The 13,756-nt window shown below is 71.5% G+C and carries 12 protein-coding genes; 7 read left to right on the top strand and 5 right to left on the bottom strand.

Annotated features, from left to right (window positions below; translation table 11 throughout):
* From AC1DU4_RS18750 to AC1DU4_RS18765, 4 genes are all read left to right on the top strand, one after another.
* A partial coding sequence (locus tag AC1DU4_RS18750) for an MMPL family transporter (RefSeq protein ID WP_477842293.1) occupies positions 1-659 on the top strand: 659 nt, incomplete at its 5' end.
* A 136-nt stretch (positions 660-795) separates the two neighbouring features.
* Positions 796-984 carry a hypothetical protein gene (locus tag AC1DU4_RS18755; RefSeq protein WP_477842295.1) on the top strand — a complete coding sequence of 63 codons (189 nt, stop codon included), beginning with the start codon at positions 796-798 and terminating at the stop codon, positions 982-984.
* A 428-nt stretch (positions 985-1,412) separates the two neighbouring features.
* Positions 1,413-1,598 (top strand): hypothetical protein, encoded by a 186-nt coding sequence (locus tag AC1DU4_RS18760; protein ID WP_477842297.1) that lies wholly within the window; start codon positions 1,413-1,415, stop codon positions 1,596-1,598.
* 79 nt (positions 1,599-1,677) lie between these two features.
* Entirely contained in the window at positions 1,678-3,099 is a 1,422-nt protein-coding gene (locus AC1DU4_RS18765; protein ID WP_477842299.1) for an RNB domain-containing ribonuclease, read from the top strand.
* Here AC1DU4_RS18765 and AC1DU4_RS18770 read toward each other — a convergent pair.
* From AC1DU4_RS18770 to AC1DU4_RS18790, 5 genes are all read right to left on the bottom strand, one after another.
* Complete coding sequence (locus tag AC1DU4_RS18770) at positions 3,074-3,955, bottom strand: CHAD domain-containing protein (protein WP_477842301.1); 882 nt, start codon at positions 3,953-3,955, stop codon at positions 3,074-3,076. The two genes, AC1DU4_RS18765 and AC1DU4_RS18770, sit on opposite strands and share 26 nt — an antisense overlap.
* Before the next feature lie 53 nt (positions 3,956-4,008).
* Complete coding sequence (pip, locus tag AC1DU4_RS18775) at positions 4,009-4,971, bottom strand: prolyl aminopeptidase (RefSeq protein WP_477842341.1); 963 nt, start codon at positions 4,969-4,971, stop codon at positions 4,009-4,011.
* On the bottom strand, positions 4,968-5,408 hold the full coding sequence (locus AC1DU4_RS18780; RefSeq protein ID WP_477842303.1) for a hypothetical protein: 441 nt from the start codon (positions 5,406-5,408) through the stop codon (positions 4,968-4,970). The genes pip and AC1DU4_RS18780 overlap by 4 nt, the downstream gene beginning before the upstream one ends.
* Positions 5,409-5,551: 143 nt before the next feature.
* Positions 5,552-6,397 (bottom strand): 3-methyl-2-oxobutanoate hydroxymethyltransferase, encoded by an 846-nt coding sequence (panB, locus tag AC1DU4_RS18785; protein WP_072845790.1) that lies wholly within the window; start codon positions 6,395-6,397, stop codon positions 5,552-5,554.
* 182 nt (positions 6,398-6,579) lie between these two features.
* On the bottom strand, positions 6,580-7,455 hold the full coding sequence (locus tag AC1DU4_RS18790) for a DUF559 domain-containing protein (protein ID WP_477842306.1): 876 nt from the start codon (positions 7,453-7,455) through the stop codon (positions 6,580-6,582).
* Between the two features lie 137 nt (positions 7,456-7,592).
* Between AC1DU4_RS18790 and AC1DU4_RS18795 the strand changes: the two genes are divergently transcribed.
* From AC1DU4_RS18795 to AC1DU4_RS18805, 3 genes are read left to right on the top strand one after another with little or no spacing between them, the layout of a single operon-like run.
* Positions 7,593-9,182: an alpha/beta hydrolase gene (locus AC1DU4_RS18795; RefSeq protein ID WP_477842308.1), complete on the top strand. Its 1,590-nt coding sequence runs from the start codon at positions 7,593-7,595 to the stop codon at positions 9,180-9,182.
* A 52-nt stretch (positions 9,183-9,234) separates the two neighbouring features.
* Positions 9,235-10,575, top strand: a complete 1,341-nt coding sequence (gene glnA / locus AC1DU4_RS18800) for a type I glutamate--ammonia ligase (protein WP_072847289.1) — start codon at positions 9,235-9,237, stop codon at positions 10,573-10,575.
* 4 nt (positions 10,576-10,579) lie between these two features.
* The gene (locus tag AC1DU4_RS18805; protein ID WP_477842310.1) at positions 10,580-13,594 is read left to right on the top strand and encodes a bifunctional [glutamine synthetase] adenylyltransferase/[glutamine synthetase]-adenylyl-L-tyrosine phosphorylase; all 3,015 of its coding nucleotides are present in this window, start codon (positions 10,580-10,582) and stop codon (positions 13,592-13,594) included.
* Positions 13,595-13,756: the final 162 nt, after the last annotated feature.

The raw sequence follows: 13,756 nt of genomic DNA on the forward strand, positions 1-13,756 counted from the left end.
CTCCCGGCCCGATCATGTCGCCGGTGCTGGTGCTGATCATGGCGATCGTCTACGGCCTGTCCACCGACTACGAGGTGTTCCTGCTGTCCCGGGTGGTCGAGGCGCGGGCTCAGGGAGCGAGCACCGCCGAGTCGGTGCGGGTGGGCACCGCGCACACCGGGCGGATCATCACCGCGGCCGCGTTGATCCTGATCGTGGTCACCGGCGYGTTCGCGTTCTCCGARCTGGTGATGATGAAGTACATCGCGTACGGCATGATCGCGGCGCTGATCATYGACGCCACCCTGATCCGCATGTTCCTGGTCCCGGCGACCATGAAGCTGCTCGGCGACGACTGCTGGTGGGCGCCGGCGTGGATGAAGCGCTTCCAGGAGAAGCTGGGCCTCGGCGAGCCGATCCTCGACGACGAGCGGATGCCGGCGGACATCCCGGATCTCGCCGCCGTGGACCGCTCGACACCCGCGGCGGAGGTCGGCGAGGACACCGAGATCCTGCGGCAAATCCCTGGTGGCGAAGCGATTACGATGCCGATTGCCACCGGGGTAGGGCTGACCGGAGGCGGTCGGCCGAGGCCGGGTCGCCCGGCCGATCCGCTGACCGAGCCGATGCCCCGGCTGGCCGCGCCGACAAATCCGGTCCGCCCGCGCCCGGGTGGGTGACGCGGCTCACAGTACTGTTCATGTCGGCGTTACCCCGTGACGGCGTCGGCCTGCCTACCGTCGGGTTGTGACCTTCCGGTGGGCAGACCGGATCGACCGGCCACCCCCGGACCAGCATCGCCCGTGGGAGGTACCTGTGGAACTTCTCTTCGTCCTGGCCCCGGTCATCGCCGTGCTGGGAGTGCTCGGTGTCTACGGCACGGTGTGCGCCACGTTCCTGCTCGAACTGCGTCGGCTCCGCCGGGAGGGCAAGGACGACCCCGACCCCGGCGCCGGGCGCGAGGTCGGGGAGCGCGGCCCGAACGCATCGGCGGCGCGCCGCTAGCGTCGCCCGGTAGGTGACCGGGCTGTGTGGACGGTCGCCGTCGGCGACTTCCGGTCCCGCACATGGCAATGCCCCCACCTGATCCAGAGTGGGGGCATTGCTCACCGGGGTCGTCAGACCGGGTTGATCACGAACGTCGTCGCCCAATGGGTGGCGGCCGCGGGTCCGAGATGGGGGGCGAGTGCGTCGAACAGGATGTAGGACATGGGGGACATGCTGGCGTTTCTCCGTTTCATACTGTGGTGATGCGGTCCGACGTCGATCCACGAAGATCGTTGTCCCGGGTGCGATCTTCAAATCGCCACGCGAGCGTTGGCCGCGCGTAAGAATCTCATGCTTGTGAGTCGTCAACAAGCGGTCTCCCAGAAATGTCTTTCGCGGACCGATACACGTGGCCTGAGAGGCTCCGGGCGGGCACACTGAGAGCCATGAGCGACGACGAGAACCTCTGGTACTACTGCGTGTCCGACGGCTCGGTTCGCCAGGGCAAGGACGCCCGCGGACTCGATCGGATGGGGCCCTATCCGGACCGTGAGACCGCGGCCCGTGCGCTCGAGATCGCCGCGCAGCGGAACAAGGCCGCCGACGACGCCGACGACGACTGGAACAAGTAACCGCCGTCGTCACCACCGGCGCACCGCTCGTGACGCGCCGGGATTCGGACGTGGCCCGGGGCTAGGCTCGGCACTTGTGATGACGCGCATTTCCGCCCGGGGCATCGACTTCGGGGCGATCAGGACCGACTTCGCGGTGTCGGCCGACTTTCCCGCGGGGGCGCTGGCGGAGGCCGAGGCCGCCGTCGACCGCCACGCCGCCGGACGCGTCGACCGGACCGACCTGCCTCTGGTCACCATCGACCCGCCCACCTCGATGGACCTCGACCAGGCGCTGCACCTCGAGCGCACCGAAACCGGCTTCGTGCTGCACTACGCGATCGCCGACGTCGCGGCGGTGGTGGTCCCCGGCGGGCGCCTCGACGAGGAGACCCGGCGCCGCGGCCAGACCTTCTACCTGCCCGACGGCTCGGTGCCCCTGCACCCGCGGGTGCTCTCGGAGGCCGCGGCGAGCCTGCTGCCGGACCAGGCGCGCCCCGCCGCCCTGTGGCGGATCGAACTGGACCAGCGGGCCGAGCCGGTCTCGTTCGGCGTCACCCGTGCGCTGGTGCGGTCGGTGGCACGTTTCGACTACGCCGGCGTGCAGGCCGATTCGGAGTCGGGGTCCCTGCACCCGTCGATCGCCGCACTGCCCGAGTTCGGGAAGCTGCGCCTTGCGTCGGCGCTCGACCGTGGCGCGATCGAGCTCAAGCTGCCCGAGCAGGAGGTGGTGGCCGACGGTGACGGCTGGCGGCTCGACCTCCAGCCCCGGACCGAGGCCGACGACTGGAACGCCGAGGTGTCGCTGCTGACCGGGATGTGTGCCGCCCGACTGATGATCGACGGCGGGGTCGGGCTGGTGAGGACCCTCCCGAAACCCGCGTCGGACGCCGTGCGTGCGTTGCGCCGGACCGCCCGAGCCCTGGGAATCGAATGGCCGCAGGACGTTTCGGTCGGTGAATTGCTGGCAGGCCTGGAGCCGAGCACCCCCGACACGTTGGTGATGATGAGCGACGCCACCGCCCTGCTGCGGGGCGCCGGCTACGCGGCCTTCGACGGCACGCTGCCGGAACTGCTCGAGCACTCCGGCATCGGCGCGCCCTACGCCCACGTCACCGCGCCGCTGCGCCGCCTCTCCGACCGGTTCAGCACCGAGATCTGCCTGGCGTTGACCGCGGGAACGGCGGTGCCGCAGTGGGTTCGCGAGGCGTTGCCGGCGCTGCCCGATCTGATGARGGGGTCGGACTCGTTGGCAGCCAAGGTGGACCGCGCGTGCGTGGACCTGACCGAGGCCACGCTGCTGTCCGGTCGCGAGGGCGAGCGCTTCGATGCCGTGGTCCTGCGCGCCTCGGAGAGCAAGCGGGACGCCGAGATCTTCGTGCCCGAGCCGGCGGTGATCGCCAAGTGCGCGGGCACCCCACCGGAGGGCGTACCGGTGTCGGTTCGTCTGGTGCAGGCCGACATCGACACCCGCGCAGTGAAATTCGAGTTCGACCTCAGAGCTTCCGAGCCCGCGACCTGAGGTCCTGCAGGCGGCCGTGGGCGTCGCGGCGGGCCTGGTCCGCACACGCCGACTCGGCCGCGACCAGCAGGCCGTAGGTGAAGGTGTCCTCGCCCGCGGCGCGGGCCCTGTCCGCCGCCGTCAGCAGCTGCCGACCCGCGACCACCGCGTCCTGGTGCTCACCCAGCGTGGTCTGCAGCTTCTTCGCGGCCTTGGCGAGCGCGGACCGTCGACGCCCCGAACCGGCGGCGGCCTCGGCCGCGTAGCGCAGGGCCTTGGCGCGTTTGCGAGCCGTGTGCAGCAACTCCGGCGGGGCGTCGTCCCCGGCCCCGCCCGGACCCCGGAGCCCGGCCTTCCGGCCGGTCTTGCGGACCTCGCGTACGGCCCGGTGCAGCGACTCCTCGACCGAGAGGTCGCCCGGGGGGCGTGGGTGGGCGAGCAGGCCGTCGAGGTCGGCGAGCAGGCGTCGGTACCGGTCGCCGTCGAGGGTGGCGACCGCGTCGCGGTGCGCCGCCGCGTACCCGGCGGCGTGGGCGGTCACCAACCGGTAGCGCACCGGACCGCGGACCAGCGCCGGCGGCTGGGCGTCGAGCAGCGCCAGGAACCGGGCAGCCAGTACCTCCTCGTCCCGCGCCTGTCCGAGAACGGTCCCCAGCCAACGCAACTCGGACCGGATCGGCTTCACCGACTCTCGGCCGAACCCGTCGCGGAAGGTGCCGAGCAGGCTGCGGAGCTGCCGGGTGCACACCCTCATCTGGTGGACGGCGTCCTCGTCGTCCCGGCGGACCGTGTCGGCGAGGGAGTCCAGCCGCTCGCGGTGCCCGCGCACCGCGGCGATCACCCGGTCGACGTCTGCCCTGTCGCGTTTGCTCCCCATGCCGTCAGGTCTACCGCACCCGCCCGGTCCCGTCGAGGCGGTGGGCGCCGGCGTCAGCGGAACCCGTCGGTGGCCTCGACCAGGTGGTGGGTGATGCCGGGTTCGCTCGCCGCGTGACCGGCGTCGTCGACGATCACCAGTCGCGACGACGGCCACGCCCGGTGCAGCGCCCACGCACTGGTCGCCGGGCACACCACGTCGTAGCGGCCCTGCACCAGGACGGCCGGAATCGACGCGACCGTGGCGACGTCGCGCAGCAGTTGGTTCTCGTCGAGGAACCCGTGGTGGCGGAAGTAGTGGTTCTCGATCCGGGCGAACGCCAAGGCGAAGCGCGGCTCCGCGTTCCGCTCGACGTGTTCGGGCGTGGGCAGCAGCGTGCTGGTGGCGCCCTCCCACGACGACCAGGCGACCGCTGCGGCCAGCGCCACCGCGGAGTCGTCCGAGTGCAGCAGCCGGTGGTAGGCCTCGACCAGGTCGCCGTCGCGTTCCGACTCCGGGACCGGCGCCAGGAACTGCTCCCAGAGGTCGGGGTAGAGCGCGCTGGCGCCGCCGTTGTAGTACCAGTCGATCTCGCTGCGCCGCAACAGGAAGATGCCGCGCAGGACCATTTCGGTGACCCGGTCGGGGTGGGTCTGCGCGTAGGCCAGTGCCAGTGTCGAACCCCACGATCCGCCGAAGACCTGCCAGCGCTGCACCCCGAGATGGGTGCGCAGCGACTCGATGTCCGCGACCAGGTGTGCGGTGGTGTTCACCGAGAGGTCGGCGCCGTCGGCGACGTGCGGGATCGAACGCCCGCAGCCGCGCTGGTCGAAGAGCACGATCCGGTACGCGGCCGGGTCGAAGAAGCGGCGGTGGTCCGCGGTGGTGCCGCCGCCGGGCCCGCCGTGCAGGAACACCACCGGCTTGCCGTCGGGGTTCCCACTGACCTCCCAGTGGATCCGCTGGCCGTCGCCGACGTCGAGCAGGCCGGACTGGTGCGGTTCCAGCTCCGGGTACGGCGTGCGCACGGCGGTCAGAACCCGATCAGGCCCGACGCCAGGTCCGGAATCTCGAGCGCCTCGATCGCGCCCTGCCGCACCTCGGGGCAGTACTGCTGGGTGATCGCGTCCACCCGCGCCTTGTGCGCGATCAGGTCGATCATGTTGATGCCGTTCTGGGCGGCCCACGACCCGACGACGGTGTTCAGGCCGCCCTTGCCGATCGTCGGGGTGTAGGTCCGCCAGCTCTGCAGCTGCGCCTGCATGTCCGAGCACAGCTTGGCCGCCTGGTCGGCGGTCACGCCCCCGGTCGCGGCGTCGGCGCCGGGTGCCGGGGCGGGGACGACGGTGCTCGAGGGCAGCGCGTGGTCGCCGGCGCTGGGAGTGGTCGGGGCGTTCTCGGTCGCGCAGCCCGCGGTGAGGGCGAGGGCGGCGACGGCTCCGGCGGCCACGACTGTGAAACGGCGGTAGGACATGTAGGCAGCCTGTCTGTCGAAGGACGTGTCTGGCGAAGGACGAGTCGGTCGGGTGGAGCGGCCCTGTCGGAAGACGTTCCCCTGGCGGGTGAGCACAACCGAGTGTGCCACCCGGCCGGGGAACGGGGTGCGAGCGTGAGGGGTCAGAAGCTGTGTTCCTGGGCGGGGAAGGTCCCGGCGGCGACCTCGGCGGCGTATGCCGCTGCGGCGCCACGCAACTCGTCGCCGACGGACGCGAACTTCTTGACGAACTTCGCGGTGTGGCCGCTGGTGTAGCCGGCCATGTCCTGCCACACGAGTACCTGGGCGTCGCACTCGACGCCGGCTCCGATGCCGATCGTCGGGATGGTCAGCTTGCCGGTGACCTGCGCGGCGACCTCGGCCGGGACCATCTCCATGACGACGGAGAAGGCGCCCGCCTCCTGGACCGCGATGGCGTCGGCGATCAACTGCTCGGCGCCGTCGCCACGACCCTGGACGCGGAAGCCGCCCAGGCTGTTCACGGACTGCGGGGTGAACCCGACGTGGGCCATCACGGGGATGCCGGCCGCGGTGATCGCCGCGATCTGGTCGACCATCCGCTCGCCGCCCTCGAGCTTCACGGCGTGCGCGAGGCCCTCCTTCATGAACCGGGTGGCGGTGGCCAGCGCCTGCGCGGGGGAGGACTCGTAGCTGCCGAACGGCAGGTCCGCCACCACCAGGGCGTGCGGGGCGCCGCGCACCACGCCGCGGACCAGCGGGATCAGCTCGTCGATGGTGATCGGGACGGTGGTGTCGTAGCCGTAGACCACGTTCGCGGCGGAGTCGCCGACCAGGAGTACCGGGATGCCGGCCTCCTCGAAGATCCGCGCGGTGGAGTAGTCGTACGCGGTGAGCATGGCCCAGCGCTGACCCTCGGCCTTCATGGTCTGCAGGTGGTGGGTGCGGATCTTGGTTCGCTTCGGCGCCGATGCGGCGGTCGCGGATCCGTAGACAGAGTTCTCGGACATCAGCGTCCCTTTCGTGCCTCGAGGCCCAGTGCGGGTCCCCGGGTTGTGGGTGATGACACGTTCAGTCTGCCATCGAGGGCCGCGTCGGCGAACGGCCCGGCCGCGTGCAATCGGTCACATCGGGTTGTCGAGACATTCGGCATGATCGGCCCCGGAATGCGGGGCCGAACCTGCCCAATCCGTCACGAGCGGGCGGCCAGCGTCGAGACGATCTGCTCGAGCACCGAGTCCGGGTCGAGCCGCAGCTGGTGCCAGGTGAAGCGGAGCACGTGCCAGCCGGCGTTGACCAGGACGTTCTGGCGTCGGGCGTCGTGGTTGAACCGCGCCACGTCGCGGTGCCAGGCCCACCCGTCGACCTCGATCGCGACACGGGAGCGCACGAAGGCGACGTCGATCTCGTAGCCGCAGCTGTTCACGTGCGGGGTCCAGCCGGTCAGGCCCGCGGCGCGCAACAGGCGCGCCAGCATGCGTTCGGCCTCGGACGCGCCGCCCTCGCCGGCCGAGTGCAGCAGCCGGGCCGCCGCCGTCGTGCCGCGGCGTCCACGGTTTCGGTCGTGCACCATTTCCAGGACGGCCAGGCTGGTGTGCCGCTGCAGGGCCCGGTCCATGAGCACCGAGCCGTCCCGGAGTTCGACGGCCGCCTCCAGGACGGTGAGCGGCAGGTCGGTGACGCGCAGGCCCCGGACGGCGGCGAGGTCCGTCCAGTGCAGGTCGCGACGACGAACCCGGATCCTGGGACGGGCCGTGACGGAACGGGCACGCGGAATCGTGACCGCGTCGACCTCAGGAGCACGGTCGGTGAGGCCGAGCCACCAGGCGGCGCTGGTCCCGCAGGCGACGGCGCCGGGCCCGGCAGCGAACACGGCCGCCCGTAACCGCGCGGCCCGGGTGAGTTGACGGTCGGCCCGCAGGTACACGCCGGGATGGAGGCGGCGCCAGTGCCCGCTGCTCACCCGGCGGTCGACGGCGGTGCTGCTCATGCCCGTCGCAAGCGCCTGTCGCAGCGTGACGACGCCGTCCTGGCCCGCCATGACCGCGTGCACCGTGTCTGGGGCCATGTCGGGTTGGACGCCGATCGGGTTGCTCCCAGTTCCCGGTCGCGCCGGGTTCGGCAGGATCGGCCCCGGAATGCGGGGCGGATCCTGCCGAGAACGCGTCGACCAGCGGGTTCCGGCGGCCGTGGCACCATCGAGCCATGCCGCCTCGCCGTACCGTCCCCGTTTTCCTGGCCGCGGCCGCACTCGTGGCCACCCTGGCCGCCGGCTGCAGCGTGCCCGTCGACGGCGCGGCGACCGCCGGGGTAGGCGAGTCCGCGTCGGCTCAGGACGGGTCGTTCCGTCCGGGCGCCGGGGTGGTGCCGGCCGGGCTGGAGAGGTTCTACACGCAGGACCCGCAGTGGGGGTCGTGCGACGACTTCGTCACCGACGGCGCGCCGTTGGCGAGCCGGGTCGAGTGCACCCGGATCACCGTCCCGGTGAACTACGACGACCCCGCCGGCGAGACCGCGCAACTCGCGGTCTCGCGCAGCCGGGCCACCGGCGACAAGATCGGATCGCTGCTGGTCAACCCGGGTGGTCCGGGCGCCTCGGGGCTCGGGCAGGCCAGCGTCGGGCTCGACACCGCGCTCGGGACCGGCTTCGACGTGGTCGGCTTCGACCCCCGCGGCATCGGCGCGTCCACCCCGCAGGTTCAGTGCCTGACCCCGGCCGAGGCGGACGCCGAGCGCACCGAGCCGCAGGTGGACATGAGTCCCGCCGGCATCGCCGCGATCGAGGACACCAACCGCGACTACGCGGACAAGTGCGCCCAGCGGTCCGGCACCAACCTGCTCGCCCATGTCGGCACCCGCGAGGTGGTCCGGGACATGGACGTGATCCGGTCCGTGCTCGGCGACGACAAGCTCAGCTACCTCGGCTTCTCGTACGGCACCCGGCTCGGGACGACCTACGCGGAGACCTTCCCGGGCAACGTCCGGGCCATGGTCCTCGACGGCGCGATCGACCCGGCGCAGGACCCGGTCGATTCGACGGTGCTCCAGGCCGCCGGGTTCCAGCAGGCGTTCGACGCGTTCGCCGCGGACTGCGTCGCCACCTCGCCGGACTGCCCGCTCAGCGCCGACCCGGCCCAGGCGGTCGCGCGGTTCCGGGCACTGGTCGACCCGCTCGTCGACCGGCCCGCGCAGACCACCGACCCGCGCGGGCTGAGCTACCCCGACGCGATCACCGGCGTCCAGCAGGCGCTGTACTCGCCGAACCTCTGGGGCTCGCTGCGCTCGGGCCTGTCCGCGCTGGGCGAGGGCCGCGGCGACACCCTGCTGCTGCTCGCCGACCTCTACGAGGGCAGGCAGGACGACGGCAGCTACAGCAACATCAACGACGCCTTCAACGCGGTCCGCTGCGTCGACGACCCGCCGGTGACCGACCGAGCGCAGAACGGCGCCGCGGACACCGCGTTCCGTCGGGCGGCCCCGTTCCTCGACGACGGCCGCGGCACCGGCAGYGCCCCGCTCGACATCTGCGGGTTCTGGCCGGTGCCGCACACCGGGACCCCGCACCCGGTCGACGCCAAGGACCTGCCGCTGGTCGTGGTGGTCTCGACCACCGAGGACCCGGCCACGCCGTACCAGGCCGGGGTGGACCTGGCCAAGCAGGTCGGTGGCGCGCTGATCACCTTCCGGGGCACCCAACACACCGTTGCGATGAGCGGTGTTTCCTGCGTCGACGACGCCGTCGTGGCGTACCTGACCGGGCTCGATGCACCCGCGGCGGACCTAACGTGTTCGTAACCGATTTCACGATGTAACACAGATTTAACGGGCCTTGCCTACTCTCGCGGACATGGATCGCCAGAAGGAATTCGTGCTTCGTACCCTCGAAGAACGCGACATCCGTTTCGTTCGACTGTGGTTCACCGACGTGCTCGGCTACCTCAAGTCGGTGGCGATCGCCCCCGCCGAACTCGAGGGCGCCTTCAGCGAGGGCATCGGTTTCGACGGTTCCGCCATCGAGGGCTTCTCCCGGGTGTCGGAGGCGGACACCGTCGCGATGCCGGACCCGTCGACGTTCCAGGTGCTGCCGTGGGCGCACAAGGACGGGGCCCAGCACTCGGCGCGGATGTTCTGCGACATCGCGAACCCCGACGGCTCCCCGAACTGGGCGGACTCGCGGCACGTGCTGCGCCGTCAGCTGAGCAAGGCCAGCGACGTCGGCTTCAGCTGCTACGTGCACCCCGAGATCGAGTTCTTCCTGCTCGAGAACGGGCCGATCGACGGCACCACGCCGATCCCGGCGGACAACGGCGGCTACTTCGACCAGGCCGTGCACGACTCGGCGCCGAACTTCCGCCGCCATGCCATCGACGCGCTCGAGTCGATGGGCATCTCGGTGGAGTTCAGCCACCACGAGACCGCGCCCGGCCAGCAGGAGATTGACCTGCGTTACGCCGACGCGCTGTCGATGGCGGACAACGTGATGACCTTCCGGTACGTGGTCAAGGAGGTCGCGCGGGCGGAGAACGTGCGCGCGACGTTCATGCCGAAGCCGTTCACCGAGCACGCCGGCTCCGCCATGCACACCCACATGAGCCTGTTCGAGGGCGAGAACAACGCCTTCCACAACCCCGACGACCCGATGCAGCTCTCGGACACCGGCAAGGCGTTCATCGCCGGCATCCTCGAGCACGCCAACGAGATCAGCGCGGTCACCAACCAGTGGGTGAACTCCTACAAGCGGCTGATCCACGGCGGCGAGGCGCCGACCGCGGCGTCCTGGGGTCCGTCGAACCGGTCCGCGCTGGTGCGGGTGCCGATGTACACCCCGAACAAGGCGTCGTCGCGACGCGTCGAGATCCGCAGCCCAGACTCGGCCTGCAACCCGTACCTCACCTTCGCGGTGCTGCTGGCCGCCGGCCTGCGGGGCATCGAGAAGGGCTACGAGCTGCCGCCCGAGGCCGAGGACGACGTCTGGTCGCTGACGTCCGCGGAACGCCGGGCCATGGGTTACAAGGAGCTGCCGGGCAGCCTCGACGAGGCGCTGCGGGAGATGGAGCGCTCCGAGCTGGTCGCCGAGGCCCTCGGTGAGCACGTCTTCGACTTCTTCCTGCGGAACAAGCGACGGGAGTGGGCGGAGTACCGGACCCAGGTGACGCCGTTCGAACTCAAGACCTACCTGGGCCTGTAGACGGATGGTCAAGCCTCCTACCGCACGGTCCGCGATTCCCGGCCCGGGCCGGCTCGGTCTGGTCGAACCGACGGCGCCGGCGGACCTCGCCACCCTCGGCTGGGTGAACCTCGACAGCGTCGAGCTGCTGTGGGCGCTCTCGCGGGCCGCCAACGCAGACCTGGCGCTGCGGTCGCTGGTCCGGATGCACGAGGGTCTCGGTGCCGGCTGGGCGGAACTCGACGCCGGGCTCCGCACCGACACCGGCCTGCGAGGACGCCTGTTCGGGGTGATCGGTGCGTCCAGCGCCTTCGGTGACCACCTGGCGGCCAACCCGGACGGCTGGCAGCTGCTGCGTGGGGACCTCGATCTGCCCTCGCACGCGGAGCTGACGGACGAGCTGCTCGCGGCGGTCGGTGCGACGCCGGACGCGAGCGCCTCGGAACTCAACCTGGTCTACCGGTCGACGATCATCGGTCCGGATGCCGTTGCGGCGCTGCGGAAGACGTACCGCGACCAGTTGATGGTGCTGGCCGCCGTCGACCTGGCGGCGACCGTGGAGAACGAGCGGGTGCCGCCGTACCAGACGGTGGGCCGGCAGCTCTCCGACATGGCGGACGCCGCGCTGACCGCGGCGCTCGCGGTCGCCGTCGCCACCATCTACCCGAACGGGCCCTGCACCGCCCGGCTCGCGGTGATCGCGATGGGCAAGTGCGGTGCGCGGGAACTGAACTACGTCAGCGACGTGGACGTGGTGTTCGTGGCGGAGCCGTCCGACGCGTCCACCAGCCGGCTCGCCGGCGAGTTGATGCGGGTCGGGTCCTCGGCCTTCTTCGAGGTGGACGCCGCGCTGCGGCCGGAGGGCAAGCGCGGCGAGCTGGTGCGCACCCTCGACTCGCACGTCGCCTACTACCAGCGCTGGGCCAAGACCTGGGAGTTCCAGGCACTGCTCAAGGCCCGTCCGGCGACCGGCGACCTGGCGCTGGGGCAGCGGTACGTCGACGCGCTCAGCCCGATGGTGTGGGGCGCGTCCGAGCGCGACGACTTCGTCACCGACCTGCAGGCGATGCGTCGCCGGGTGGAGTCGATGGTGCCCCCGGAACTGCGCGAGCGGGAGATCAAGCTCGGTCGTGGCAGCCTGCGCGACGTCGAGTTCGCCGTCCAGCTGCTGCAGTTGGTGCACGGCCGCGCCGACGAGTCGCTGCACGTCAAGAGCACGGTGGAGGCGCTGACGGCGCTCGCGGCCGGCGGCTACGTGGGCCGCGACGACGCCGCGAACCTCACCGCCTCCTACGAGTTCCTGCGGCTGATCGAGCACCGGCTGCAGCTGCAGCGGCTCAAGCGCACGCACACCCTGCCGCCGGCGGACGACGAGGAGGCACTGCGCTGGCTGGCCCGTGCGGCACACATGCGTCCCGACGGTCGCACCGACGCGCTCGGGGTGCTGGCCGCGGAGGTCAAGCGCAATTCGCACCGGATCCGCCGGTTGCACGCCAAGCTGTTCTACCGTCCGCTGCTGGAATCGGTTGCGCGCCTGGACAAGGACGCGATCCGGCTGAGCCCGGACGCGGCGATCCGGCAGCTGGCGGCGCTGGGCTACACCGCCCCGGAGAATGCGCTCGGACACCTCAAGGCGTTGACGGTCGGGGCCTCCCGCAAGGGTCGCATCCAGGCGTTGCTGCTGCCGACCCTGCTCGAATGGCTCAGCGACACACCGGATCCCGACGGCGGTCTGCTGGCCTACCGGCGGCTGTCCGAGGCGATGACGGATCAGGACTGGTACCTGCGGGTGCTGCGCGACGAGGGCGCGGTGGCGCAGCGGCTGATGATCGTGCTGGGCTCCTCGGCCTACATCCCGGACCTGCTGATCAAGGCCCCGGACGTGTTGCGGCAGTTCGCGGACGGCCCGAACGGTCCGCGTCTGCTCGACAGCGACCCGGACGAGGTGGCCCGGGGAATCCTGTCCTCGTCCGCCCGGTACGACGACCCGGGGCGGGCCGTGGCCGCGGCCCGGTCGCTGCGCCGGCACGAGCTGGCACGGGTGGCCTCCGCCGACGTGCTGGGGATGCTCGACGTGCCGCAGGTGTGCCGGGCGCTGTCCTCGGTGTGGTCCGCGGTGTTCGGCGCGGCGCTGGCCGCGGTGATCCGGGCCAGCGAGGCCGAGCGCGGCGCCCCGGCTCCGGCGTCGTTCGCGGTGATCGGGATGGGCCGGCTCGGCGGCGGCGAACTCGGCTACGGCTCCGACGCCGACGTGCTGTTCGTCTGCGATCCGAACCCCGGCGAGGACGAGATGCTCGCGGTCAAGTGGGCCAACGGCATCGCCGACCGGGTGCGCAAGCTGCTCGGCGCACCCAGCACCGACCCGCCGCTGGAGGTGGACACCGGGCTCCGGCCGGAGGGCCGCAACGGCCCGGTGGTGCGGACCCTCGCCTCGTACGAGGCGTACTACCGGCAGTGGGCGCAGGCCTGGGAGATCCAGGCGCTGCTGCGCGCGCACACCGTCGCCGGCGACGCCGACCTGGGGCTGCGGTTCCTGCGGATGATCGACGCGACCCGGTACCCCGAGGGCGGCGTCTCGGAGACCGCGGTCCGGGAGATCCGCCGGATCAAGGCCCGGGTGGACTCGGAGAGACTGCCCCGCGGCGCCGACCCGGCCACCCACACCAAGCTCGGCCGCGGCGGTCTGGCCGACGTCGAGTGGACCGTCCAGCTGATCCAGCTCCGGCACGCCCACGACGTGCCGTCGCTGCACAACACCTCGACCCTCGAGACGTTGGACGCGATCGGCGCCGCCGAGTTGATGAGCGAGTCCGACGTGGAGTTGCTCCGCGAGGCCTGGCTGACCGCCACCAAGGCGCGCAACGCGCTCGTGCTGGTGCGCGGAAAGCCGTCCGATCAGCTGCCGGGACACGGCCGGCTGCTGTCCGCGGTCGCGCAGGTGGCCGGCTGGGACGGCGACGACGCGGGGGAGTTCCTCGACAACTACCTGCGCGTCACGCGTCGGGCGAAGGCCGTGGTGGAGCGCACCTTCGGCGCCTGACCTGCGTAAACGGTGCTGCGGCGGTCCCGGGGTCGACGACCTCCGGGGCCGCGGCGCGTTTCGTCGAACACCAGAAACAGGTATGCCCCCGGGTAGTTCGACCGTGCCGGGTAACTGCACCCACCAGGCAATCTGTCATTCATCACAGCGGCCCCCGCAGAA

The organism is Rhodococcus sp. P4_F5 (genome assembly GCF_056401315.1).